This window comes from Microcoleus sp. CAWBG27 (assembly GCF_020883145.1).
GTDB lineage: Bacteria > Cyanobacteriota > Cyanobacteriia > Cyanobacteriales > Microcoleaceae > Microcoleus.
On sequence record NZ_JAHREU010000003.1, the window covers coordinates 101,171 to 124,564 of the forward strand.

Annotated in this window: 19 protein-coding genes and 2 pseudogenes; 12 read left to right on the top strand and 9 right to left on the bottom strand. The window is 44.0% G+C overall.

Features of this window, described 5'->3' with window-relative positions; translation table 11 throughout:
• Positions 1–85: 85 nt before the first annotated feature.
• Positions 86–328 carry a hypothetical protein gene (locus tag QZ938_RS02820; RefSeq protein ID WP_293347784.1) on the bottom strand — a complete coding sequence of 81 codons (243 nt, stop codon included), beginning with the start codon at positions 326–328 and terminating at the stop codon, positions 86–88.
• Positions 329–501: 173 nt separating this feature from the next.
• On the opposite strand from QZ938_RS02820, the gene QZ938_RS02825 reads away from it, so the two are divergent.
• From QZ938_RS02825 to QZ938_RS02835, 3 genes are read left to right on the top strand one after another with little or no spacing between them, the layout of a single operon-like run.
• Entirely contained in the window at positions 502–4,338 is a 3,837-nt protein-coding gene (locus QZ938_RS02825; RefSeq protein ID WP_293347787.1) for a HEAT repeat domain-containing protein, read from the top strand.
• Between the two features lie 47 nt (positions 4,339–4,385).
• A complete protein-coding gene (locus tag QZ938_RS02830; protein ID WP_293347790.1) occupies positions 4,386–4,595 on the top strand; it encodes a hypothetical protein in 210 nt (69 codons plus the stop codon).
• On the top strand, positions 4,592–4,858 hold the full coding sequence (locus tag QZ938_RS02835) for a type II toxin-antitoxin system RelE/ParE family toxin (RefSeq protein WP_293347793.1): 267 nt from the start codon (positions 4,592–4,594) through the stop codon (positions 4,856–4,858). The genes QZ938_RS02830 and QZ938_RS02835 overlap by 4 nt, the downstream gene beginning before the upstream one ends.
• A gap of 269 nt (positions 4,859–5,127) precedes the next feature.
• On the opposite strand, the gene QZ938_RS02840 is transcribed toward QZ938_RS02835, so the two are convergent.
• Together QZ938_RS02840 and QZ938_RS02845 are read right to left on the bottom strand one after the other, a co-directional pair.
• On the bottom strand, positions 5,128–6,309 hold the full coding sequence (locus tag QZ938_RS02840; RefSeq protein WP_293347796.1) for an RtcB family protein: 1,182 nt from the start codon (positions 6,307–6,309) through the stop codon (positions 5,128–5,130).
• 243 nt (positions 6,310–6,552) lie between these two features.
• Complete coding sequence (locus QZ938_RS02845) at positions 6,553–6,939, bottom strand: DUF2358 domain-containing protein (protein WP_293347799.1); 387 nt, start codon at positions 6,937–6,939, stop codon at positions 6,553–6,555.
• Between the two features lie 228 nt (positions 6,940–7,167).
• Between QZ938_RS02845 and QZ938_RS02850 the strand changes: the two genes are divergently transcribed.
• Complete coding sequence (locus QZ938_RS02850) at positions 7,168–7,782, top strand: glutathione S-transferase N-terminal domain-containing protein (protein ID WP_293347801.1); 615 nt, start codon at positions 7,168–7,170, stop codon at positions 7,780–7,782.
• Positions 7,783–8,018: 236 nt separating this feature from the next.
• On the opposite strand, the gene QZ938_RS02855 is transcribed toward QZ938_RS02850, so the two are convergent.
• On the bottom strand, positions 8,019–9,443 hold the full coding sequence (locus QZ938_RS02855; protein ID WP_293347804.1) for an NADP-dependent isocitrate dehydrogenase: 1,425 nt from the start codon (positions 9,441–9,443) through the stop codon (positions 8,019–8,021).
• A 33-nt stretch (positions 9,444–9,476) separates the two neighbouring features.
• Here QZ938_RS02855 and QZ938_RS02860 point away from each other — a divergent pair, with 33 nt between their 5' ends.
• Positions 9,477–9,605 carry a hypothetical protein gene (locus tag QZ938_RS02860; protein ID WP_293347807.1) on the top strand — a complete coding sequence of 43 codons (129 nt, stop codon included), beginning with the start codon at positions 9,477–9,479 and terminating at the stop codon, positions 9,603–9,605.
• Positions 9,606–9,862: 257 nt separating this feature from the next.
• Here the strand turns inward: QZ938_RS02860 and QZ938_RS02865 are convergent, their stop codons facing one another.
• The 3 genes from QZ938_RS02865 to QZ938_RS02875 form a co-directional block, all read right to left on the bottom strand.
• Positions 9,863–10,477 (bottom strand): DedA family protein, encoded by a 615-nt coding sequence (locus tag QZ938_RS02865; RefSeq protein ID WP_293347810.1) that lies wholly within the window; start codon positions 10,475–10,477, stop codon positions 9,863–9,865.
• A gap of 449 nt (positions 10,478–10,926) precedes the next feature.
• Positions 10,927–12,204: an adenosylhomocysteinase gene (gene ahcY, locus QZ938_RS02870; protein WP_293347813.1), complete on the bottom strand. Its 1,278-nt coding sequence runs from the start codon at positions 12,202–12,204 to the stop codon at positions 10,927–10,929.
• A 1,012-nt stretch (positions 12,205–13,216) separates the two neighbouring features.
• Complete coding sequence (locus QZ938_RS02875) at positions 13,217–13,822, bottom strand: VTT domain-containing protein (RefSeq protein WP_293347816.1); 606 nt, start codon at positions 13,820–13,822, stop codon at positions 13,217–13,219.
• Positions 13,823–14,009: 187 nt separating this feature from the next.
• Between QZ938_RS02875 and QZ938_RS02880 the strand changes: the two genes are divergently transcribed.
• Positions 14,010–14,423 carry a mechanosensitive ion channel domain-containing protein gene (locus QZ938_RS02880; protein ID WP_293347819.1) on the top strand — a complete coding sequence of 138 codons (414 nt, stop codon included), beginning with the start codon at positions 14,010–14,012 and terminating at the stop codon, positions 14,421–14,423.
• A 76-nt stretch (positions 14,424–14,499) separates the two neighbouring features.
• Here the strand turns inward: QZ938_RS02880 and QZ938_RS02885 are convergent.
• Positions 14,500–15,830 (bottom strand): annotated as a pseudogene (locus tag QZ938_RS02885) (RNA-guided endonuclease InsQ/TnpB family protein).
• 239 nt (positions 15,831–16,069) lie between these two features.
• Positions 16,070–16,267, bottom strand: a pseudogene (locus QZ938_RS02890) (hypothetical protein); the annotation flags it as partial.
• Positions 16,268–16,542: 275 nt separating this feature from the next.
• On the opposite strand from QZ938_RS02890, the gene nfi reads away from it, so the two are divergent.
• The 6 genes from nfi to QZ938_RS02920 all read left to right on the top strand — a co-directional run bounded on the left by nfi (position 16,543) and on the right by QZ938_RS02920 (position 23,220).
• Entirely contained in the window at positions 16,543–17,196 is a 654-nt protein-coding gene (gene nfi / locus QZ938_RS02895) for a deoxyribonuclease V (protein WP_293149793.1), read from the top strand.
• Between the two features lie 455 nt (positions 17,197–17,651).
• The gene (locus QZ938_RS02900; protein WP_293149797.1) at positions 17,652–17,882 is read left to right on the top strand and encodes a KGG domain-containing protein; all 231 of its coding nucleotides are present in this window, start codon (positions 17,652–17,654) and stop codon (positions 17,880–17,882) included.
• A 558-nt stretch (positions 17,883–18,440) separates the two neighbouring features.
• Positions 18,441–18,968 carry an FHA domain-containing protein gene (locus QZ938_RS02905; protein ID WP_293149798.1) on the top strand — a complete coding sequence of 176 codons (528 nt, stop codon included), beginning with the start codon at positions 18,441–18,443 and terminating at the stop codon, positions 18,966–18,968.
• A gap of 399 nt (positions 18,969–19,367) precedes the next feature.
• A complete protein-coding gene (locus QZ938_RS02910) occupies positions 19,368–21,371 on the top strand; it encodes an FHA domain-containing protein (RefSeq protein ID WP_293149799.1) in 2,004 nt (667 codons plus the stop codon).
• Between the two features lie 149 nt (positions 21,372–21,520).
• Entirely contained in the window at positions 21,521–21,949 is a 429-nt protein-coding gene (locus QZ938_RS02915) for a hypothetical protein (RefSeq protein WP_293347822.1), read from the top strand.
• Positions 21,950–22,086: 137 nt separating this feature from the next.
• Positions 22,087–23,220 carry a DNA cytosine methyltransferase gene (locus QZ938_RS02920; protein ID WP_293347825.1) on the top strand — a complete coding sequence of 378 codons (1,134 nt, stop codon included), beginning with the start codon at positions 22,087–22,089 and terminating at the stop codon, positions 23,218–23,220.
• Positions 23,221–23,394 lie beyond the last annotated feature (174 nt).

Below are 23,394 nucleotides of genomic sequence, written 5' to 3' on the forward strand. Positions count from 1 at the left end.
ATTTGTCAATAGGGGGAAGTTGAGAACAGTTCAATTTCCCCTTTTTGATGCTGTGGGCGATCGAATTTGCTGTCTCAAAGCGATTTCAATCGTCGGGATTTTGGGCGATCCGGTCTTTTTTAATGCGATCGCTCTCCTCAACACTCTTTTGGGTACGAAGAACTTTAAGCATTAACGCTGTATCTTGAATCATCATCCACGGTATAACATCGAGGATGGGTTTACCAGATTGCACGTCGATATTTCCCTTCACACCAATGATGACTGCTTGCAGGATAAATGCAGTTGCTATAACTCGCAACAACTTTTGACTTTGAAGATTGTTCATATGCCCTCACTTAGTGGCTGTATCGTTTACAAAACAAGCCTCCCCTGTGGGCAAAACCCAAGCAAATTCCCCAAGCAACTTTCAAAGTGCTTATAAAATGGGGATTAGCTGCTTGGGCAAGGTTGCCCAAGCAGACAACGAAAATTTTTTAAGATTTTCTTTATATTTGACCCATGGCTGAGAAAGGTGTACACAAGTTTGGTAGAGAAGAACATTTCAAGCAAAACGTGCTGAAATTGGTAAAAGCCTTGTTGCTATTGGCAAGTCCTGATTTCACCCTTGATGACTCTGAGCTAAAAGCAGCAGTTCAAGTGGAGTGGATTTCTGAGAATACGCTGAAAGTAAGTGGGGAATACAAGAAGAAAAATAAACGAGGAGAGCAAGTAGTTCCAGGTATAACAAAACAGGCGTTGTGGCAGCTAGCAGAAAAAACAGGCAATCCTCTTGAGCTTCCGAAACGTGAGTGGGAAAATTCTCCCAGTATCTTGGAAAAGCGAAAACAAGAGGTAGTCCGAGGTGCAATTTATTATTTGGAAGACTTGGGAGTTTTGCAGGATAAACACCCTAAAAACAACCCAAATAAACGCCCAAATACCCCACCTTCAAGATTCACCCTATCTCTGAAACATAAAAATATATCAATAGACGAAAATCTGGACGTAGTTCGACAGAAATTGCAGCTTGAAATATCTCCCCAGACAACAGATAAAAGCATCGACTACTGGCGCGATATCTGCGGGAACCGCTTGGAAAAGCAAAAGCAACTGACAACCAATCGGCTGGTGCTTGCTAAGGCGATGGTATTTAATCTCGACGATATTGATGTCGATTTAGAATTAGTCGAACGCATAAAGCCAGACAAAAGGAGTGGGGACGATCATCCTGAAAAATCCCGGTTGTACCAGCCAGACTACGAAGAAACCGAGAAACTGGAGTACCAAGAATTTCTTGTCAAAGTCATCAAATCCAATCAAAGTAACAAAATTGCAGTAATTGGAGAAGCGGGTGCTGGTAAAACCACACTCCTGCAAAGAATTGCTTTCTGGATCTTGGAAAATACCGATTATTTGCCGATTTGGATATCCTTGGGAAATTTGCCAAAGCCAGCGCTACATTTAAAAGAATATCTCCTGAATCGTTGGCTAGAAGATACATTAGTTAGCATCACCCCGGAAATCAAAGCTAATTTTGAAAAACAGTTGATTGCTGGAAAGGTATGGCTGCTGCTGGATGGCGTGGATGAGATGGCTGCGTCGGGTGATCCTCTCACATTTATCGATCGATGGCTACCAACTTGGAGTCATAATTTGCCTGTGATGCTGACTTGTAGGCTGAATATTTGGGAAGCAAATCCTTATGCACTCAATGGCTTTCAAACCTATCGCACGTTGTGGTTTAGCGAAGAGAAAGTCAAGCAGTTTATTCATGATGGTTTTCGCAAAAGTGATCCCGCACTAGGGATTCACTTGCAACAAGAATTAAACCAAACCGGAAAAGAACGAATTAAGGATTTGGTGAGAAATCCCCTACGGTTAATGCTATTGTGTTCGATCTGGCATTTGCTAGATGGCAAGTTACCCGATACCAAGGCAGAACTTTACCAGCATTATGTGGAGGAAGTGTACAGGTGGAAACAAGATGAATTTCGTACAACACCGGAAGAGAGACAGCAACTAAACGCCAAGCTGAGAGAGTTGGCAAAAGAAGCAATTGATAAGCAAGAGAACCGATTTTGTTTGCAACATAAGTTTATTGAAGGTGTATTTAAAAACGATTCTTTGTTCCAATTAGCGCTCAAAGTCTGCTGGCTGAATCAAGTGGGAGTAGATGCGAAAAATCCCCTTAAACCTGTCTACGCTTTCTACCATCCCACATTTCAAGAATATTTCGCCGCTTGTGCAATTGGCGATCGGGATTTTTTCTTACCTGGTCAACATCAAGATAAACCCGTTGCAGAAAAATACCGCATTTTTGAGCCGCAGTGGAAAGAGGTAATTTTGCTGTGGTTGGGGCGAGAAAATATAGAAGCGCAGAAACAGGAATTTATTGATGCTTTGGTTAATTTTGATGATGGATGTGGAGAATGGGAGTGGGAAAACATAGGAAAAGGGTTTTATGAATATCGCGCCTATTTTCTTGCTGCATCAGGAATTAATGAATTCAAATCTCATCCTCTTGCCAAGAATATTGTGAATCAATTAGTACATATTGGATTGGGTTATTTTAATCAGGAAAAACAGGAATGGCAAAAACACATTGATGTTATTTCACGTCACGTAATGATCGACAAAATTCTGGCACAGACTGATAAATCAAGTACCATTCAGGAAATTTGCTCTATTTTAGAAAATCCCCAATATCCTGAATCTTTTTATAGGCGTGCCATCTCTGTCTTAGGAGAGATTGGACAGGGTGATTTTCAATCTACTTCTGCTTTAAATAGAGTCTTGAACAACACCAAAAATCACGAAATTCGCAACCAAGCATTAATTAGCTTAAATAAAATAGAATCTGCAAAACCCTCCACTATCGACAGAGAACTCAAAAAAATAACTACTCCTGTGCATCATAATCCAACATCTAATCCAGAAGAGTTTGAAATAATTGAGGATTTAATAAAGTTATCATTAGATAATGACATTAATTACAAGAAGCGCATTAATGCTAGGAATAAATTAAAGAAAGCCAACCAACAAGATAGCCAAATTATCAAGGCTTTCGTAGAAGTTATTGAAAAAGATAACGATCCATCTCTTCGTTATTTAGCATTAGACAATTTATGCGAAATTGATCGACGAGGTATCGTAGTCACAAGAGTATCAATGAAAATTATAGAAAACTTTAAAAACGAGGATGAAGATGTACTATTGAAGGCTGTGAGAAGCCTAAAAAAAACCGATGCAATCAACGATATAAATAGTATAGATTGCTTACTATCTATTTTGAGTGAAACCAATGAAACTAAGGACAAACATCTACAGATAGCCCTCTTAGAAGCTGTAGGCAAAGTTGGTCATGACAATCCTAAAGCTATAGATAAATTGACTGGTATTCTAGCAAATACTAAAGATGAAGAGATCCGTTTTTATTCTGCTGACAGTCTAGGAAGAATAAATCCAGGGAACTGCAAAGCTGTAGCCGTAATAATTGAAATCCTAGAAACTACCAAGCATCAATATCAATATAGCTCAATGCTCCCTAATATACTTAAGCCATGCGATGATTTTCGGAATAGTTCAAAAGCCTTGGATAGCTTAGGAGAAATTGGCAAGGGAAGTAAAAATGCTATTTATGCCCTAGTAAAGGTACTAGAAACGGCTAAAGCAGAATATGCTAGGAGAAGAGCTATTAACAGTTTATTAAAAATCATTACTACTGATGAACATCGTCAAGAAGTGGTTTCTTTACTTCAACCTCACATGAAGACTGAAACTTACGAAAATAACTTTGATTTATTTGAAGACTGCTACGTAGTCCTCTGGCACTGCGCCCAAAATCTCTCTTACCCCGACTTCTATCAAGCTTGGCACCAAGACACCATTACCAACTCCGCAACAGCAAGCCCCAACTTAGAAAAACTACCCCAATTCCTTGCCGAAGCTATTAACTATCGACCCGATCTATGCAACAAAGTAAAGCTAATTTGCATCGATAGTGACAAATTCTGTAATCCCGAAAATCCCGCTACAAAAATTTACAATGAAATGCGCTTACAAGGTTGTGACAAAAGTGAAGATGGCAAACCCAAAACAATGGCAGAACTACAAGATTACTGGGATGAATTAAGGATAGAAAGCGAAATTCCTCTGTTTTTCATCTGCTACGATTCCACAGCACTCTCAGCCACACCCACAGGATTTAGCGAGCCATTTCTCAAAGCTTTAAGCAAGTTCGATGGGGCGATTTGTGTGGTGTGCGAACAAGGCGATATTCCCTTGCCAACTTTTTCACCCAGTCAACCGAACTTAATTGCAGAGATTGTCGCGTGGATTAGCGAGATGATGGAATAATAGAGAGTATGTTAGGATTAAACTAAACTCCCATATCTGGAGGCTTTATGTCTGACATTACCATAGACGAGATCAAACTGAAACAACTACTAAAAAGTGCAATTGTTGAACTGCTCCAAGAAAGAAAAGAAATAGTTTACGATTTATTGGCAGAAATTCTTGAAGATATTGCCTTAGAAAAAGCAATCCAAGAAGGCGAAAATACCGAGCCAGTTAGCCGCGAAGAAATTTTCAAGATTCTAGGGCGAAAAGAATGAATGTTGAATTTATAAAGAGCTTCGAGAAAGATTTAAACAATCTGCGCGAGCAATCCCTACTGCAACGAATTCAGGCAGTTATTGAAGAAGTAGAGGAAGCTGAAAATCTCGCAAATATCAGCAATTTGAAAAAGCTTAAGGCTGACGGTAACTACTATCGAATTAGGGTCGGAGACTACAGAATCGGTATGACAGCCGATGAAAATATCGTCATTTTTGTCAGAGTGTTGCACCGGAAAGAAGTTTACAGATATTTTCCTTAACTTAGATGAATCAGGCAAGTTATGTTTTCACAAGACCAAGATTTTTTGATTGAATCAAAACGCCGTCAAGCTGAAAGTATAAACTTCTCTATCGATCGCAATTACGACTCCGATCGCCTCTCCGTCTTGGTTGGTCAGATATTCAATATTTATCATGCCTATTTTCCTCAAGCTTGAATTTATATCGATTCCTACCTCTAAGTGTATCATCAGAAATTCGATCCTCTTCGAGGGCTCCGCTAACGGGCGATCGCACTAAATCCCCCCCATCAACCCTTGACGCAAACCACCTGCTTCAGAGTCGCCACAACTTCCACCAAATCGGACTGCTGACTCATCACCTCCTCTATCGGCTTATAAGCCCCCGGAATTTCATCTAAAAATTCCTCATTTTTCCGACACTCAACCCCATCAGTTTGCCGCACAAAATCATCCAGAGTAAATACATTCTTCGCTTTAGTTCGAGACATCAATCGCCCCGCACCGTGAGAACAAGAACAGTAACTTTCCACATTACCTTTGCCCTTCACAATGAAAGATTTTGTCCCCATCGAACCTGGAATAATCCCCAAATCGTCAACTTGCGCGCGCACAGCACCCTTGCGAGTCACATACACATCTTCGCCAAAATGTACTTCTTTTTCCGCATAATTGTGGTGGCAATTCACGTGTAAAAGTGGCTTCGTAACTTTGCCACCAGCGAGATGCTTTTCCACAATTTTCTTAAACCGATTCATCATGATATCGCGATTAAAACTCGCATAATCCTGCGCCCACTGCAAATCGTGCCAATAAGCAGCAAACTCCGGCGTACCCGCTACAAAATAAGCTAAATCTTTGTCAGCTAAACTAATTTCTGCCAGTTTAGCTAAATCTTTAGCAGTGTCGATGTGGTGTTGGGCTAGCAGATTGCCGATACCGCGCGAACCAGAGTGCAGCATCAGCCAAACCGAGTTTTCGGTATCAACACAAACCTCGATAAAATGATTGCCGCCGCCGAGGGAACCTAACTGTTTTAAAGCTTTATTATCTTGGCGCTGCACTCCTTGATGCAGTTCCTTGAAATCGCCCCATCTTTGCCAGTTGGTGACAGATTTTTCGACTTCTTTGTTTTCTGCAAATCCGACGGGAATTGCTGCTTCGATATCGAGGCGAATTTGTTTGAGTTTTCCTTCTAATTTGTTGGCGTTGAATGGCATTTTTACTGCCATCATCCCGCAACCAATATCCACCCCCACAGCAGCAGGAATAATTGCTTCTTTTGTGGCAATTACTGAACCGACTAAAGCTCCTTTTCCTAAATGTACGTCGGGCATTAATGCGACGTGTTTGAATACAAAGGGCAAAGATGCTACATTGGTTGCCATCTTGGTCTCTTTGTCGCCCAGGGCGTGATTTGCCCAGGATAATACTGGTTTTGGGGTGGATATTTCTAATTTTTCGTAGGGCATTTTTGTTTAAATATATTTAACTCGATCCATTATGTAGTATATTTGTAGCACAAATATCGGCTAACGTCAATAGCCCGATCGCCCAAAACGCAGTTTTCAACCAAAAAACTTGGCTCAAACCTCGAATATCCGTTAAAAAGTGCGATCGCAGAAAGTTTGTAGTGAGGACTTCAGTCCTCCAAAAAAGCGCCCTACAAGCTCAACCCGATCGCAGTGCACGCGCTACAGGCTAATTAAAAGCGGTTATTTGTCGATCGCAAATACCAGTTGTTTCAGCACATCTAACCGCGAACAGTTCCAGTAATCGACGTGGGAAACGATTAAACCGTCGCCGTTAACCTTCAGTTCGCTCCTACCGCTAATTGCCATTTTCGGTTTCCAAGGTAACGGCGCCATCCAACTCAGAGTCCAACGAGTGTCTATAGTATCTCCCGACTGAGAAATCTCGTGCAAGTCGAGTTTAATCTGTTGAAAAAAAGTCCCCATAAACCCGATCATTTTTCGGTAGCGATCGACTCCAGTAAATCGATTCACTGGGTCTTCAAAATAAACATCTTTTGCGTAAATGTTGTAAGTCTGATTTTCGGGGAATCTTTGATAATCGTCTTTGAGAATTTCCAGAATATTCATTATTATTAATAATACACCTTAAATCACTATAATATAATCATACCAAAAAATAGGGTTTCCCATCCGGGCATCGCAGGATTCCCCAAGTTTTTAGAACAGGGTATAAATTCCCGTCTTAAAAACTTTGTCCTAAACTGTCAACTGTTAACTGTGAATTGTCAAATAAGAGGGCGGGCACGGGGGCACCGCCCCTACCATAGGTCAACTATCAACTCTTAACTATCAACTATGATCGATCTCTACACTTTTACCACACCGAACGGCCGCAAAGTCTCGATCATGCTCGAAGAAATAGGTTTACCCTACAACGTGCACGTCATAGACATCAGCAAAAACGACCAATTTAGCCCAGAATTCATCGCCATCAACCCCAACAGCAAAATACCCGCTATAGTCGATCGCGATAACGGCATTACAGTCTTCGAGTCAGGCGCCATCCTGATCTATCTAGCCGAAAAAGCAGGCCAATTTCTGCCCACCGACAAACACAAATACTTTCAAGTCATGGAGTGGCTGATGTTTCAAATGGCCAGCGTCGGGCCAATGTTCGGACAACTAAACCACTTCAGACGTTTTGCACCCGAACAAATTCCCTATGCAATTCAACGCTACGAAAAAGAAACCTTGCGCCTCTACGGAGTATTAGATTCTCAACTAGCAAAATACGAATACATTTGCGGCGAATATTCCATCGCCGATATCGCGACTTATCCGTGGGTGGCTATTTACGAATTTCAAGGATTAACCCTCGACAACCATCCCCACCTCAAACGTTGGGTAGAAACCTTGCAGAAGCGTCCCGCCGTTGAGCGCGGTATGGCTGTTCCATCTATACAAAAATAGCATTTTTTGTCCTAGACACAACTGCCATAATATGGTGTTAATTCTTAGGTACGTTGTTGCGCTTCAGCGCTCTTTTTCTATATCTGCAAGAGCGCTGAAGCGCAACAACGTACCTTTTTTTAATATTAGAGTTGCGTCCAGAACTTAATTTTTTCAACCGCAGATAAGGAAAGATATCACCAATATTATCAGCGTTTATCATCGTTCATCGGCGGTCAAAAAATCTCTCAAACCTACTAATCAGCAAAGTGCTTAATAATCGCCTCAGCAAACTCAGAACACTTGAGTTCCGGCACCGGAGGCTCCATTAACCTTGCCAAATCGTAGGTAACTTCACCGTTAGAAATTGCAGCGCCCAAACCCTTCTTAATCAAATCTGCCGCTTCCTGCCATCCCATATATTCTAACATCATCACTCCCGACAAAATCAGGGAACCGGGATTAACTCGATCGAGACCGGCGTGCTTAGGTGCAGTGCCGTGAGTCGCCTCAAAAACAGCACATTCATCACCAATATTCGCACCGGGGCCCATGCCCAATCCGCCGACAATTGCTGCGGCTGCATCTGACAAATAATCGCCGTTTAAATTCATCGTTGCCAAAATTGAATATTCGGCTGGTCGAGTTTGAATTTGTTGGAAAATACTGTCAGCAATCCGGTCATTGACCATGATTTTTTCTTTCCACTTTCCGCTACCGTGACTTTCCCAAATTGCGGACAAAACATCGGAAACTTCTTTACAAATTACGGCTTGTTTTTCGGGTGTCAAAGCGTCGTAGCCCGGATCTATTTGGCGGGCATTGTCTTCTAAGCTAATCTCGGAATTGTGTTCTTTGTTTCCGAGAATCCAGGACTCTCTTTCTGTTACGCAATCAGCGCGAAATTCGGTGGTTGCCAACTCGTAACCCCAATCTCGGAAACCTCCTTCGGTGTATTTCATGATGTTGCCTTTGTGCACCAAGGTTACTTGCTGCTTGTCTTTTGGCAACCGCAAAGCGTGGGTAATTGCCCGTCGTACTAAACGCTGAGAACCGCTTTTGCTAATTGGTTTAATGCCGATCGCAGAATCGAGGCGTATTTGTTTTTTGCCGTGTTCTGGCGTTGCGGGAATTAACTCATTGTTGAGGTATTCAATTAGTTTGTTACCGATTTCGCTGCCTTGTTTCCATTCAATTCCCAGGTAAATATCTTCTGTATTTTCCCGGTAAATAATTACGTCTAGCAGTTCGGGAGTTTTGTGCAGCGATGGGGTGCCATCATAATATTTGCACGGCCGCACGCAGGCGTAGAGGTCAAATATTTGGCGCAATGCTACGTTGAGCGATCGAATTCCGCCACCTACTGGGGTTGTCAGGGGGCCTTTGATGGCGACGCCGTATTCTTTGATGGCGTCTAGGGAATCTTGGGGCAAATACTGGTAGGTACCGTAGACATCGCAGGCTTCGTCGCCTACGTAAATCTTGAACCAGTTAATTTTCCGCTGGCCGCCGTAAGCCTTTTCTACGGCAGTATCCATGACTTTCTGGGATGCTGGCCAGAGGTCTACGCCCGTACCGTCACCGCGTATGAAGGGGATAATTGGGTCGTTGGGGACGATCGGCGAACCGTCTTTGAAAGTAATTTTAGAACCAGTTGTCGGGGCTACAATTTTTTCGTACATATCTTAACAGTGCGGATAGCAATGTTCCCTATTTTGCCACGATTATACCAGAAGGAAGAAGGAAGAAGGAAGAAGGAAGAAGGAAGAAGGAAGAAGCGATCGGCTGCGTGTCACTGTGCTAATCTGGCGATCGCCAATTTAAAAATAAATTCAAAAAAGTAGTAAAAATAGCAGAAGTTCGTCTCAAATATGGTCTTCTGTTTATGTTTTGTCGCTAATGTTGAGACATTGTTGAAGCGAGTCAAAATGGCGATTGCTTTTGAACCGCAGATGAACGCAGATTATTTTGAGGATATGGCAACCGCCAAGACAATTAGGAAGTTCTTAATTTCTGAAATCTAAGATTTTATTGCTTCTTCTTTCCTCCTTCCTCCTTGCTTCTTTCCTTCTTCCCTCTTCCTTCTTCCTTCTTCTTGCATTTACTTGCGATATTTTTCCTTTTGCATATTCTTTTTCACAACCCACAAAATAAAGCCGATGACAATAGTCACAGCAACTATTTTGGAAACTGGAGCTAGGTAATCATCTACAAGTGCATAATTTTCGCCTAATTTATATCCGGCAAAAGTGAGGAAACTCACCCACAAAATTGTGCCGATTGTTGAGTAGACTAAAAACGGGATTAAAGCCATATTGTTGATGCCAGCGGGCAGGGAAATTAGGGTGCGAACTCCCGGTACGAGGCGACACAAAAATACGGCTTTGTTGCCGTGTCTGTTAAACCATCTATTTGCTTTGTCAATATCGGCGCCGGATACTGTAATCCACTTGCCGTATTTGTCGGCTAAATTCCTCAAGCGTTCTTCGCTCAATATTTTACCCGCATAGTACCAGGGAAGTGCCCCTAAAACTGTGCCGATCGTCCCTGCTGCGATCGCCGGTATCATCTGCATATCGCCCTTGGATGCGGTGAATCCTGCCAGCGGCATAATCAATTCTGAGGGGATGGGCGGGAACAGGTTTTCCAAAAACATCAATAACGCAATGCCGAGATAGCCCATCGACTGCATTGTGTTAGTTATCCATTCAACCATTTTGATTTAATAATTGGTAATAGGTACAGCAGAAGTCATCAGTCATTAGTCATTAGTCATTAGTCATTAGTCATTAGTCATTTTGCTCGTTCCTAGGCTCTGCCCATTGGTGACAACTTAAGACTGAAAGTCCTGAGAAATCTCGTTTTTACCTGAGTCTAGATCCCCCTAAATCCCCCTTAATAAGGGGGACTTCGATCAATTCCGGTTCCCCCCTTATTAAGGGGGTTAGGGGGGATCTAGACACTGAAAGTCCTGAGAAATCTCGTTTTTACCTGAGTCTAGATCCCCCTAAATCCCCCTTAATAAGGGGGACTTTGATCTGATTCCGGTTCCCCCCTTATTAAGGGGGGTTAGGGGGGATCTAGACTTCGACACAAACAAGAAAGACTGTTGGTTTAACCTTAAGTTGTCAGCAATAGGATTGCTTCTACAACTCTAAACTATGATTAAGTTCCCGAAGTCCAAGAGTTGGTGTACTCAATTTGCTCGGGTGTCAAGGTATCAATGAAAATACCCATTGCTTCCAATTTTAGACGGGCAATTTCTCTGTCAACTTCCACTGGGATTGAATGAATACCCGGCTCTAGTTTGCCTTTGTTGGTGACCAGATGTTCTGCGGCTAAAGCTTGGTTAGCAAAACTCATATCCATGACAGCGCTGGGGTGTCCTTCGGCGGCTGCCAAGTTGATCAAACGGCCTTCGCCCAACACAATAATCGACTTGCCGTTATTGAGGCGGTATTCTTGGGTGAAAGAGCGAACTGTCTTCACACCAGTGCTTTTTGCACCGAGGGATTTGAGGTCGATTTCAATGTCGAAGTGACCGGAATTGCAAACCATTGCGCCGTCTTTCATGGTGTCGAAATGTTCGGCACGAATGACGTGTTTGTTGCCGGTAACGGTGATGAAGATATCGCCGACTGTTGCTGCTTCGTCCATCGGCATGACGCGGAAACCGTCCATGACTGCTTCGATCGCCCGAATCGGATCGATTTCGGTAACAATTACGTTGGCGCCCATACCGCGGGCGCGCAGTGCCGTGCCTTTGCCGCACCAGCCGTAACCTGCAACCACAATATTTTTACCAGCTAACAAGATATTGGTAGCGCGGATAATGCCGTCTAGAGTAGATTGACCTGTACCGTAGCGGTTGTCAAAGAAGTGCTTCGTATCTGCGTCGTTGACGTTCATCGCCGGGAAAGTCAGCACGCCATCTTTCAACATAGCGCGCAGGCGCACGATGCCGGTGGTGGTTTCTTCGGTGGTGCCGATCAAGTCGGAAATTTGGTTGGGGCGGTGCTGGATCAGAGCAGCTACCACGTCGCTACCGTCGTCGATGATAATGTTGGGACGGTGGTCGAGGGCTGTGTTAACGTGACGTTCGTAGGTAGCCGCGTCTTCTCCTCTGAGGGCGAAGACGGAAATGCCGTAGTCTTCAACTAGGCAAGCTGCTACGTCATCTTGGGTGCTCAAGGGGTTGCTAGCGATGAGTACAGCGTCTGCGCCGCCCATTTTCAGGGCGATCGCCAAATGAGCTGTTTCTGTTGTAACGTGGCAGCAAGCTGAAATACGGATGCCTGCGAAGGGCTTTTCTTTAGCGAAGCGTTCTTGAATTTGACGCAATACCGGCATTTCGCGGCCTGCCCACTCGATACGTTGCTTGCCCAACGGGGCGAGGGATAAGTCTTTGACTTCGTGTTTAATTTTGACGGATGTAGCTACCATTTATGTTATTTCCCAGAAATCATCAAACTTTGTTAGTTTTAGCAGTTGACACTCTCAGGTCTAAAGACACTGAGATTCTTAAGAAATTTCGTTCTTAATATCCCTATTGCTAGGGTTCCTGGGCGCAATCCTCTTGCCAAAAAATGGTGGGCTGCTATCCTTGTCTTTCAACAAGCTCCTCAAGCGTTTAAGGGACTTAGCCCTTGGTTCCGTGGAGTCCCCGCGTACCTTTAATATATGGTAGGCATTTGCTTCCTAGGTTTGCACCTGTGTATCCATCCCAATCTAGATTATAACGGTAATATCCCTTTTTACACTGCTAAAAATATTAAGAATTAAGAAAGATTCACGGCGGTTAAAACCGCCCGTCTCGCTTGCATCGAGCGGTCTAAAGACACGCTCTTTTTCCGCTTGCCGAATGTTTTTTATAAACCCATCGACGATCAAGTGTTGTGATTTAATCTGTGATTTTAGTCCATCACAATCGGCGGTGCTTATCTTAAATTTTGATTGTGAGCGATCGACCAATTTGCGATATCAGCACCGAGCAGTAACTAACACAGCCAGAGTCAGTCGATTTTACATTTGAAATTTTACATTGACTCCACACAGCTATCTGAAATATTCAAATTTCATCTCAAACCTTATCCTAGGGGGACTAACTCTTTTTTGTCAAGTCAATCCGCCTAACTCAACCTAAAATACCGATCCCGAAAAAGCTTGATGTGTAAGCATTCTTCCTTCTTCCTCCTTCCGACTTCCATTTCTCTTCCATTTCTCTTACATTCGTTACATCAATACTTCGGACATTTTTAGATCTAATCGAGTATCTCAAACCCTTGATGGCTATAGGGATGAGTATTTTTTCAATGTTTGAGTCTAGCCCTGACTTTCAAAAAAACATTAAAAATGCCAGGGCTTACGCTGTAACGCTTACAGAGTCGTTGAAAAACTGTCCGAAGTATTGTTACATCCATTACATCCGTTACAGAATCCGTTGCCGAACTTCCTTCTACTTATTAGCGCGGCGTTCTTGAATGATATGAATAATCGAAGGCACAAAAGAAAGTACAATTATCACACCAACAATCGGCAGTAAATACTCATCAACTTTGTCCGGAGGAATCATCTTTCCCAAATAATAACCGAGTAGGGTCAACCCCACCGTCCACACAAACCCGCCCAGCAGGTTGTAAAACATAAAAGTTTTGTATTTCATTGCCGCCACTCCCGCCACTATCGGTGCAAAAGTGCGGACAATTGGCATAAATCTGGCCAGTACAACTGCTTTGTGGCCGTGTTTTTCGTAGAAGTTTTCAGTTTTTTCTAAATATTCTTTCTTAAAAAGCCACGAATCTTCCTTGTTAAATAAGCGACGGCCCCAACGGTGTCCGCTTGCATAGCCAACATTATCGCCAGCCACCGCGCAGACAAAACACCCAAAAATTAGCGTCCAAATATTCATAGAGTTTGGCCCCGACGCCACAATGCCCGCAGCAAATAGCAAGCTGTCTCCCGGCAGAAAAAAACCGAACAGCAATCCGGATTCCGCGAACACAATAGCCCAAATTCCCAAATAGCCGAAGGTTTTAATCAGTTGCTGCAAATCAAAATTCATCTTTCTGTTTTTCCGGGGAATGAACTCAGCATTACATATATGACATCTATGATATCATTGTCTGTTGAATATAGCATAAACGATGGTCTGGCAAAATAATAAATTAGCCAGCGATCGATATATTTACCTAAAAATTTTTAGTTCAAATTTAACAATGGGCGCCATAATTCAATAAATCCAAACTAGCTTGTTAAATCTGCTGGGCCAAGCGATCGAGGCAATGCCTTCAATAGCAGCGGCTGTGGTAGTTATTGTGCTGACGAACACGGCAGCAAAGTTTGTTAGCCTCGCAGTCTCGGCAGCTACTCAACAGACTGTCAAAAGTTTATCCTTGCGATCGCTCTTGGTGCAGATAGCCTTTGCCCTCACTTGGGCGGCTGGCAGTTCAATCGCCTGCGTCATTGCTTTCCCGGCTTTGCCTCCCGGAGACATCATCGGTTTGTTAGGATTGGGTTCAGTAGCTGTTAGTTTTGCCTTCCAAGATATCTTCAAAAACTTTTTAGCAGGCATCTTGATGCTGTTGCACGAACCGTTTCAATTAGGCGACCAGATAGTTGTAGAAGGCTTTGAAGGTACAGTCGAAGAGATTTCGATGCGTTGAACTCAAATTATGACTTATCAGGGAGAGCGAGTGATTGTGCCGAATGCGATCGTCTTTACCAATTCAGTGCGGGTACTCACTGCCATGCCACACAGGCGAACTGACTTGCCTTTAATTTTGGACTACGATACCGAACCTTCCTTGGCAATTGAAACCTTGGGTGAACTACCCGCACGCTTATCGAAGCGATTATAGTGCAAGCTTCTAACATCGCGGGGCAATGCCGAGCGAACTGACTTACGTCATGCACGTTGGTCTTACTTCCCCTCCACTCTTCAGAAACGGCTGTTCCATCCGTTTGTAGCATTCTGATACCTTCTGCTCTAATATTTGTTGCTGCATTACCATCGCGATCGTGACGAGTGCCACAATTGGGACAAGTCCACTCTCTAACATCAAGTGGTAACTTATCAATTTGGTAATAACAGCTAGAGCAAAGTTTAGAACTGGGGAACCATCGGTCAATTTCTATTAACTTCCCACCTTTTTTATCTAGCTTGTAAGCTAAGAAATTAGTAAAAGTTCCCCATCCAGCATCAGATATTGCTTTAGCTAAATTGTGGTTGCGTACCATGCCTTTAACATTAAGATTTTCTACTACGACAACTTGGTTTTCGTTGACGAGTTTTCTTGATAACTTATGCAAAAAATCTTGACGGGATTTAGCTATCCGAGCGTACACTTTAGCTACAGTCTTTTTAGCTTTGTTTCTTGATTTACTTCCTTTCTGTTTTTTTGCTAGCTTTTGTTGCTTGCGTTTAAGATTTTTTTCATGTTTGGCTAAGTGCTTAGGATTACTGTATTTAGAGACTTTAGTGCCATCACTCGCGATCGCAAAATGAGTCAATCCTAAGTCAATCCCAATTACTTTACCCTCAGTTGAAAATGTTGGGTTTTCACCTTCAGCCTCGGTCAATATTGATGCAAAGTATTTCCCTGATGGTTCTAAGCTGACCGTTACAGTCTTAATTATTCCTTCAATATTCCTATGCAGCTTAGCTTTAATTTTACCGACTTTGCCAGGAAATTGAACAAGCCCCTCAAATACTTTCACATTCTGAGGATACTGAATTGACTGCTTGCCCTGTTTTGACTTGTAACGGGGGAATCTAGCACGACCTGCAAAAAAGTTTTTATAGGCTGTTGTTAGATTGAGCGTTGTTGCTTGCAAAACTTGGCTGTAACGTAACATTCAGATAACCATAAAGTTTCTTCTGCTTTTTTAATATGGGGGTAAGAAGGTATTAAGTGCTGATTGACCGAGGCTTTTTCCGGTTTTTTGTAAGTCTCGATCGACTTGTTTAAAGCGTAATTCCACCACCATCTAGCACAGCCAAAGTGCTGAGATAATAACACCTGTTGTTCTGGTGTTGGATAAACTCTAACTTTGACCGCTTTGTGTAACATCTTAACACCTCCTTACTGCATTATACACAAAACAGTAAGAGTATCGAGAAGATTTGGAAATTTGAGTGGAGCCTATTTCTCTGCCTTTCATCCCACCGCGCTAAGATTAGTACATCTTCTTCGGGGGACTTCCCGGCGAGGTAGTTAAAGTTTGTCGCTGCAACCGTTGAGCTTCTGCTTGCTATGAGAGCCCGGTTAATTTGGGCTTGAGCATCTTGGGTTGCTTTTTTAACTGCGAACTACCTACACGCTTCCTGGCGGTGAGCGTGTAGGCTTCCCAATTCAATGGGGATTGCCTCAACTTTCATAGATTTTTTACGTCCTGAAGATTTTGGTCTTACATTCCCTCCAAGGGCAGAAGCGCTAGTTCCTAACGCCAGAATTCGCAAACCTTCATTTCTAATATTTATTGCAGCATTAATATCTCTATCATACTGAACTGCTTTTCCTCCTTCCTCCGACTTCCATCGGACTTCTGTCAACTGTCAACTGTCAACTGTCAACTGTCAACTGTCAACTGTCAACTATTCCTTCCTCCTTCAAAATCTGCTAGAGAAGGGGCATTGGTGGGACTTACCCAACCCAAAGCGAGTATAAAAAAAGACTCCTTGGGCAAGTTTTGAATTTATAGCGACAAATGTTAAAAATTAGAATTTGAAAATGGCAGAAAATAAGCTAAAGTTAGATGAGAACGGTTGAAGAAAAATATCTAATGTTGCAGCAACACCCTTGGCCGAAGACAATTGAAGAGGCGATCGTCATTCAAGATGTTCTCCGGTCAGAGGTAATTACCGAAAATCTACGGTCGCCAGTTCGGTACGTCGCAGGCGTAGATGTCGGCTACGACAGTGTAGAAGGCGTATCGCGGGCCGCTGTAACAGTTTTGAGCTTTCCAGACTTGCAATTACAGCAGCAGTCTGTGGTTCGCAGTCCTACAGCTTTTCCTTACGTTCCCGGTTTCCTGTCTTTTCGAGAAGTGCCGGCAGTCCTCGACGCTTTACAAAATATCAGTTTGAGACCAGACTTGATATTGTGCGACGGTCAAGGACTAGCTCACCCCCGCAGGTTCGGCCTGGCCTGCCATTTGGGAGTTTTGACAGGAATTGCGACGATCGGAGTTGCCAAAACTAGATTTATCGGAGAACATTCAGAAGTAGGGTTCGAGCGGGGCAGTTGGCAGCCTTTGCTGCACGAGGGATCAACGGTAGGCGCAGCGTTAAGGACGCAAACAGGGATAAAACCGATTTATGTATCGATCGGTCATAAGGTAAACTTGATAAGTGCGATCGAGTACGTCCTGCACTGCGCCCCGAGGTATCGCTTGCCAGAAACAACTCGATCGGCAGACCAACTAACATCGGGATAACTGGGCGGCCCCGAAGGCATCAAAAAAATAAAAAGTCAAAAGATAAAAAAGCATCCCTCTTTGGACTTTGAATTTTAGAAGTGTCGCCGTTAAGTCGAAAAATGCTCTGAGTGTATCGCCAATCAGCTTTCGGTTCCATCCTTCCAGCGAACTAAAGAATGACTATACCTGAGAAAGAGGTATAAAAGTTGGGGGATTTCTAGAATGATTGAAAGACAGTAATCAGCTTAAACATTGACGGCTTGAACTACAGTACCCGGGCGTGAACTATGTTTAGTTCACATTTGTAAATTATCAAACAGTCATCCTGCGACTTAAACTCAAAGTTTACATTTGTCAGATGACGTTTCATAATTTACCGTCTAACCTCTCATCGCTGGCTGGGAGTCCCAACTACGGTGGGAGGTGGAGGCGGGATCGATCTAAAAAATCAGCAAACAAACAAGGAGACAGTCATGGCTGAGAAAAGCAAACGTGGATTCGCATCTATGGACGCAGAAAAACAGCGCGCAATTGCTAGCAAAGGCGGAAAAGCTGCACACGCGAAAGGAACTGCACACGAATTTACTTCGGAAGAAGCCAGAGAAGCCGGTCAAAAAGGTGGCGAAGCTGTCAGCAGAAATCGGGAACACATGGCTCAAATTGGTCGCGAAGGCGGCCGGAAAAGCCGCAAAAGCGAAGCTTAATTGAGTCTGTGACTATTTAACACAGTGACTGAAATATCGTCACTGTGCGATTCTTAAGAAGTTATAAAGCTGTCTTGAGGGTCAAGAAGTTTGCGGGCTAGACAAGGCAAGCAAACACCAGTCTGTCTCTCAATAAAAGCCAATCCGATCGCAAAAAGCCCCGATTTCGGGGCTTTTTTGTTTGTGAGACGAAATATTTGGTTAACTCGTATAGACTTTCTCAAAAACATGAGGTACTCATGGGCATAGGGCATAGGCCAAACCGGGCATAGAGTTCCGTGGGCATACTTCACTTTTTTTGAGAACCGCTATATATAGCAAGCCTCTCATCAGTTGTGTAATTGTTGTAGGGTTCTAACCACGCCCGGTTGCCCGATAGATATGGGGTAGGCGAAGAAAGGCACTACCCTACAAATTTATCTGAATCATTTAGGATTGCTATATAAACGGACATCGAGGGAACGCAAGACTACTTGTAGCGCATCCCAATGAAGTTTCAAGAATATCCGCACTTTTAGGGCGGGGAGTATATTAAATATTTCAGGAAACTATAGAACGATGACAAACCAGCTTAATTTAACATGGACAGAGGCTGGGGTTCGTCAAACTCAGACGATTCTAAACGAACAGCCAAGCAAAAACCCGGGAAGCGTGAGACTCGGACGCGACCCAGCGCAGTGCGATATAGTATTTTCGGATTCCAGTGTATCGGGGTTGCACGTGGAAATATTTTTTAATGAGGAATTGCAGGAGTATGCAGTGCGGAATTTGCGCCCCAGCAATCCGCCCCTGGTAGACGGAAAAATTCTCGCCTCGGGCGAAGCAATATTGAAATCCGACAGTCGCATCCATTTAGGCCAAGTGGAAATTGAGGTGAATGTAACTGAGGTGCACTTAGCCGCGCCGCTGACAGTTTTGCTTGGGGCGCCTCCGGTGCAAATTTCTTCCCCGCCGGCGCAGCCTTCTACCTACGGTTTGCAGTGTCCCAAGTGCAGCCGGGTTTCGCCTTACGCGCAGTTAAGTGCGGGGTGTCCGTGGTGCGGTACTTCTTTGGCGGCGGCGGCGAGTGTGGTGCTGTCTCCTTGAGGGGAGAGAAAAAGCCAGAATCGGGCGATCGCTCTTTTGTTCGATCGCGCGATCGCCAATGCTAGGATCGTGCAGGAAACAGCACCTAATTTTCGCTTCCTGACACTTTTGGGAGTGCATTCAATCCAAAATCTCAAATATCAGCGGTAAGATGCACCATTGGCAGCCCACACTTTAAATACGACAAGTGGCGCATTTGGCTTAGTTTCACCCGATTGCTACGGAAAATCTAGCGTTGAACCAACAGAAATCTACAGATATTCTCGGTTTCTAGCCCCCATGCACCCAAAACTATTAAAGTTTTTGATACAAGCCCCGAGCTCAAATCAAATCTCTCAAATTCAAAAATCTTTTTTCCCAGAAAGCTCAAAGCCGACGGCTGATGTTTAAAAAATAATAATGAATCCTCAACCCTTGCACCTGCGACTTACTTGGAAAGATACAGCTACGGGGGATTGTCGCTCCCCGATACTCGAATTGCCCATCGCTTTGGGACGTATTTTTGAAGGTATGCCCTCCACCATCAACGGTGAGCGAGTTTCTCGAATTCCCCTCAAAAGCAGTCAAGTGTCTCGGTTTCACGCTGTGATTGCCACCGAAGGCGACAGTATCGTAGTTACTGACACCGGCAGCCGTAACGGTACTTTTGTCAACGGCACCCGCCAAACCCGGTGCGTGCTGGCAAATGGCGATATGCTGCAAATCGGGCCCTACAAGATAGCCATTTCATTTACTGTTAATTCCACAGAAACCCAGTCTGTCAATTCTCACATTTTCTTTAACCCGCAGACCAATAGGCCAGACCCCGCGTTGGGGCAGCCCATGGTGTCGCCGGTGCCTCAAACAAATAGTAGGGAAGAATTTCCGCCGATCGCATTTTTGCAGGCAAATCAAGTCACAATGCGATCGATCCAATCTATGGGACTGCCGGTTGAAGAAATTGATTGGGCTGCTGTTGGTGGCGGTTTGGGCAGCTTGATTTGGGTGGATTTGCTGAGAATTTGCGGCGTGAAGGTCGATCGAATTGCCGTTCTGGGCATGGAATCGGAACCCTACGCCCGTTACCGTCGGTTGTGCCTGAATTCTCAAATTCCGCTGCGAGAACGCCTGCGATCGAATTCTGACTCGTGTCCGGACAACATTTGGGGCTGGCCTCCCTATGCTTTGCGGGAAGCTTGGCAGGTATTGCTGAAAGGGCGGTTGATGGTGTCGCTAAAGTTGATGTGGCAGGTGTTTGCGGAACCGACTTTTGCCGAAACTTATACGCCGCGCGCCGGGAATGTGTTTGACTCGATTGACAGGGAAACTGTGCGTATCGGGTGGAATCAGATGTTTCGCTACGGGAGAGTGCGGGCGATTCGGAAGACAGATGACGGCAGGTACGCGATCGCTTATTCTCGATCGAATGCCAATCAACGCGATCGTGCTTTTTTAATCGCCAAATACGTACACTTAGCCACCGGCTATCCCGCAATTCAATTTTTGCCAGACTTGCAAGAATATCGCGAAAAAACCCAGGATTTTGAGTCGGTTGTCAACGCTTACGAAAGCCACGACGGCGTTTACGAAAAGTTGGAGGCGAAGGGCGGCAGCGTTTTAATTAGAGGGCGGGGAATTGTGGCTTCGCGGGTGGTGCAGCGAATTTATGAAGCGCGACAGCGAAATGCCAACATTCAAGTATTGCATTTGATGCGATCGCCCAAACCTCAAGGTAACAAATTCGATCGAGCTCAGAGAAACGTCGAAAATCACTATGAATTTCAACCTTTCAACTGGCCCAAAGCCTGTTGGGGCGGCGAACTCCGCGTACTTTTGGAAAAAGCCAAACCCGAATTTCGCCCGCAGTTTCTCGGAGACTGGGGCGGCACTACCACAGCCAATCGCAGCGACTGGCGGCGGATAGTCAAAGAAGGTTTAAGTCAAGGATGGTATCAAATTACCTTCGGGGAAGTCGAGCGAGTCGAGCGCGACAGTCAAAATCGCACCGTGACTTACATTCAGGAAAAGGATCTCAAGGGGCAAATTAAGTTACAAGCTGATTTTATTATTGACGCAACGGGTTTGGACGCTAAGGTAAAAACCAGTCCCCTGCTAGAGGATTTGGTAGTTCAATACAATCTTCCCCTCAATAATTTGGGGCGTTTGAGTGTCAACAACGATTTTGAAGTCCCCGAATTACGCAATGCCTCCCCCAACAACCCAGAAGGGCGGGTGTACACAGCGGGCGCGATTACTTTGGGCGGGCCTTACGCGCCCGTAGACAGCTTTTTGGGCTTGCAATACGCCGCCCTGCGTTCTGTTGAAAGTCTGGCAGCTAACGGAGCTCCGGGTGTTGGGAAATTGAGCGTTTGGCGATCGTTCCTACAATGGTCAAAGTGGATTTTAAATAAATCTCCAGGATAATTTGAAGAAGGAAGTTCGGCAACGGATTTTGTAGCGGATGTAACGGATGTAAAAGAGCTTCGCCTTCTACCTCAAATCCCAATCCTCAATCCTAAATTCAAAATCCAAAATCCAAAATTCAAAATCCAAAACTCAAAATCTAAAATCGAATGACTCCCACCTTATTCGGCCGCTGGCAAACTCGGTTACTGCTATTTGCCACCGTAGGCGTTTTAGTAACCCTACCCTTTTTTCTGGGTTTAATTACCTCCACATCAGGCTCAATTTTTTTCTTTATTTTAGGGTATGTAGCAATTTTTGGCATCGCCTGGGATGTCATATATATCTACATCCAGCAGTTTCGCTGGGATCGAGATTGGCCCGGCGCGTTTCAATTAATCGCCGGGATTTGGGAAGCACTTTTTGTGTTATTTTTAATCAAAATTATCGGTTTGCCCGGAATACCTGGGCAAGATTTTGACTTGGGAGCTTTTGCATTGCATTATAGTTTCGTGTGGTTGGCTATTTATCTAGCATCACAAACACTGATGCGGATTTTGTTTCCCTACTGGCGTTTCCGAGGCGGTCAATGGTTGTAAGAATTAAGATGTGCATCAACGGTAGAGAAACGACCCTGCCGTGTCCGACGCGGGGTTCTGCGACTTTTAGCAATAGTTCAGGTGCACGCCCAACCGAATTTATAGTAAGCTTAGTTTAAAATAACTGGGATGATTTAATGTACCGTTCTCCCTGTATATTCTCATTTTTTTCCGGTTCAGGATTCCTTGACCTCGGTTTTGAATTAAGCGGCTTTAATGTAGCGTATGTCAATGAAATTTTCCCACCATTCATGCAAGCATACCGCTACTCTCGGCAGTGCCTAAATTTGCCCCTACCAGAATACGGATACTGCGAAGGAGAGGAAGCAGATGTAACTCAACTTGTAGGGGGAAAACCAGCTTTTCGCCTGCGGGAATTGATGCAGGATGCCCGCCAGCATCACGATATTGTGGGATTTATCGCGGGGCCGCCTTGTCCTGACTTTTCTGTTGGCGGCAAAAATCGAGGTCAGGAAGGAGATAAAGGTAAACTTTCAGCTTCGTACATTGAATTGATTTGCCAGCAGCAGCCGGATTTCTTTGTGTTTGAAAATGTCAAAGGTTTGTGGAGGACAAAAAAACATAAAGCTTTTTACGACGAACTCAAGCTTAAGTTGGCTGATTCGGAATATTTTTTTGTGGAACGTTTAATAAATGCGATCGAATATGGAGTACCGCAGGATAGAGACCGCATTATTTTGATTGGCTTTAAAAAAAATCTTGTCACAAATCTGGGGATTATCCTAGATGAATCCAGCCCAATGTTACCTGAAAAATTATTTCCCTGGGAAACTCAGGTATTATATCCCAAATCAGAAGTTTTTTGTCATCCTTGGCCTGAAAGAAATGCTTTTGTACGTGATGGTTTCTTGCCTTGTCCCGATGGCATCACCCAAGAATTAACAGTAGAGTTTTGGTTCCAAAAAAATGATGTTCTCAACCATCCCAACGCTGAACATTATTTTCAACCAAGAGCAGGTATTAAAAGGTTTGCTGAGGTCGATGAGGGAGACGATTCAAAAAAATCTTTCAAGCGCCTGCACCGCTGGCGTTATTCGCCGACTGCTTGTTATGGAAATAACGAAGTTCACTTGCATCCTTACAAAGTTCGCAGGCTTTCTGTTGCTGAAACACTAGCTATTCAGTCGCTACCAAAAGAGTTTGCACTGCCGAATAATATGACGCTGACTAATATGTTTAAAACTGTGGGGAATGGAGTTCCTTATCTCGCCGCGCAAGGTATTGCTAGAACAATTTTAGATTTTTTATAATCTAAATAGATCTATAGTTGCCCATCAAGATGGCTCTCAGCAATTTGGTTTGTAGTGAGGACTTTAGTCCGCAGAAAAAGAGAGGACTAAAGTCCTCACTACAAACGATTTCGATAATTTAGTTTGTAGTGAGGACTTTAGTCCGCAGAAAAAGAGAGGACTAAAGTCCTCACT

What these genes read in the sequence shown, in the direction of transcription:
- nfi (WP_293149793.1), top strand. Translation starts at nt 16,543, where the DNA reads ATGTTGCAGCAACACCCTTGGCCGAAGACAATTGAAGAGGCGATCGTC.
- QZ938_RS02835 (WP_293347793.1), top strand. Translation starts at nt 4,592, where the DNA reads ATGAATGTTGAATTTATAAAGAGCTTCGAGAAAGATTTAAACAATCTG.
- QZ938_RS02845 (WP_293347799.1), bottom strand. Translation starts at nt 6,939, where the DNA reads ATGAATATTCTGGAAATTCTCAAAGACGATTATCAAAGATTCCCCGAA.
- QZ938_RS02920 (WP_293347825.1), top strand. Translation starts at nt 22,087, where the DNA reads ATGTACCGTTCTCCCTGTATATTCTCATTTTTTTCCGGTTCAGGATTC.
- QZ938_RS02905 (WP_293149798.1), top strand. Translation starts at nt 18,441, where the DNA reads ATGACAAACCAGCTTAATTTAACATGGACAGAGGCTGGGGTTCGTCAA.
- QZ938_RS02865 (WP_293347810.1), bottom strand. Translation starts at nt 10,477, where the DNA reads ATGGTTGAATGGATAACTAACACAATGCAGTCGATGGGCTATCTCGGC.
- QZ938_RS02915 (WP_293347822.1), top strand. Translation starts at nt 21,521, where the DNA reads ATGACTCCCACCTTATTCGGCCGCTGGCAAACTCGGTTACTGCTATTT.
- QZ938_RS02850 (WP_293347801.1), top strand. Translation starts at nt 7,168, where the DNA reads ATGATCGATCTCTACACTTTTACCACACCGAACGGCCGCAAAGTCTCG.
- QZ938_RS02855 (WP_293347804.1), bottom strand. Translation starts at nt 9,443, where the DNA reads ATGTACGAAAAAATTGTAGCCCCGACAACTGGTTCTAAAATTACTTTC.
- QZ938_RS02840 (WP_293347796.1), bottom strand. Translation starts at nt 6,309, where the DNA reads ATGCCCTACGAAAAATTAGAAATATCCACCCCAAAACCAGTATTATCC.
- QZ938_RS02910 (WP_293149799.1), top strand. Translation starts at nt 19,368, where the DNA reads ATGAATCCTCAACCCTTGCACCTGCGACTTACTTGGAAAGATACAGCT.
- QZ938_RS02900 (WP_293149797.1), top strand. Translation starts at nt 17,652, where the DNA reads ATGGCTGAGAAAAGCAAACGTGGATTCGCATCTATGGACGCAGAAAAA.
- QZ938_RS02830 (WP_293347790.1), top strand. Translation starts at nt 4,386, where the DNA reads ATGTCTGACATTACCATAGACGAGATCAAACTGAAACAACTACTAAAA.
- QZ938_RS02875 (WP_293347816.1), bottom strand. Translation starts at nt 13,822, where the DNA reads ATGAATTTTGATTTGCAGCAACTGATTAAAACCTTCGGCTATTTGGGA.
- QZ938_RS02820 (WP_293347784.1), bottom strand. Translation starts at nt 328, where the DNA reads ATGAACAATCTTCAAAGTCAAAAGTTGTTGCGAGTTATAGCAACTGCA.
- QZ938_RS02825 (WP_293347787.1), top strand. Translation starts at nt 502, where the DNA reads ATGGCTGAGAAAGGTGTACACAAGTTTGGTAGAGAAGAACATTTCAAG.
- ahcY (WP_293347813.1), bottom strand. Translation starts at nt 12,204, where the DNA reads ATGGTAGCTACATCCGTCAAAATTAAACACGAAGTCAAAGACTTATCC.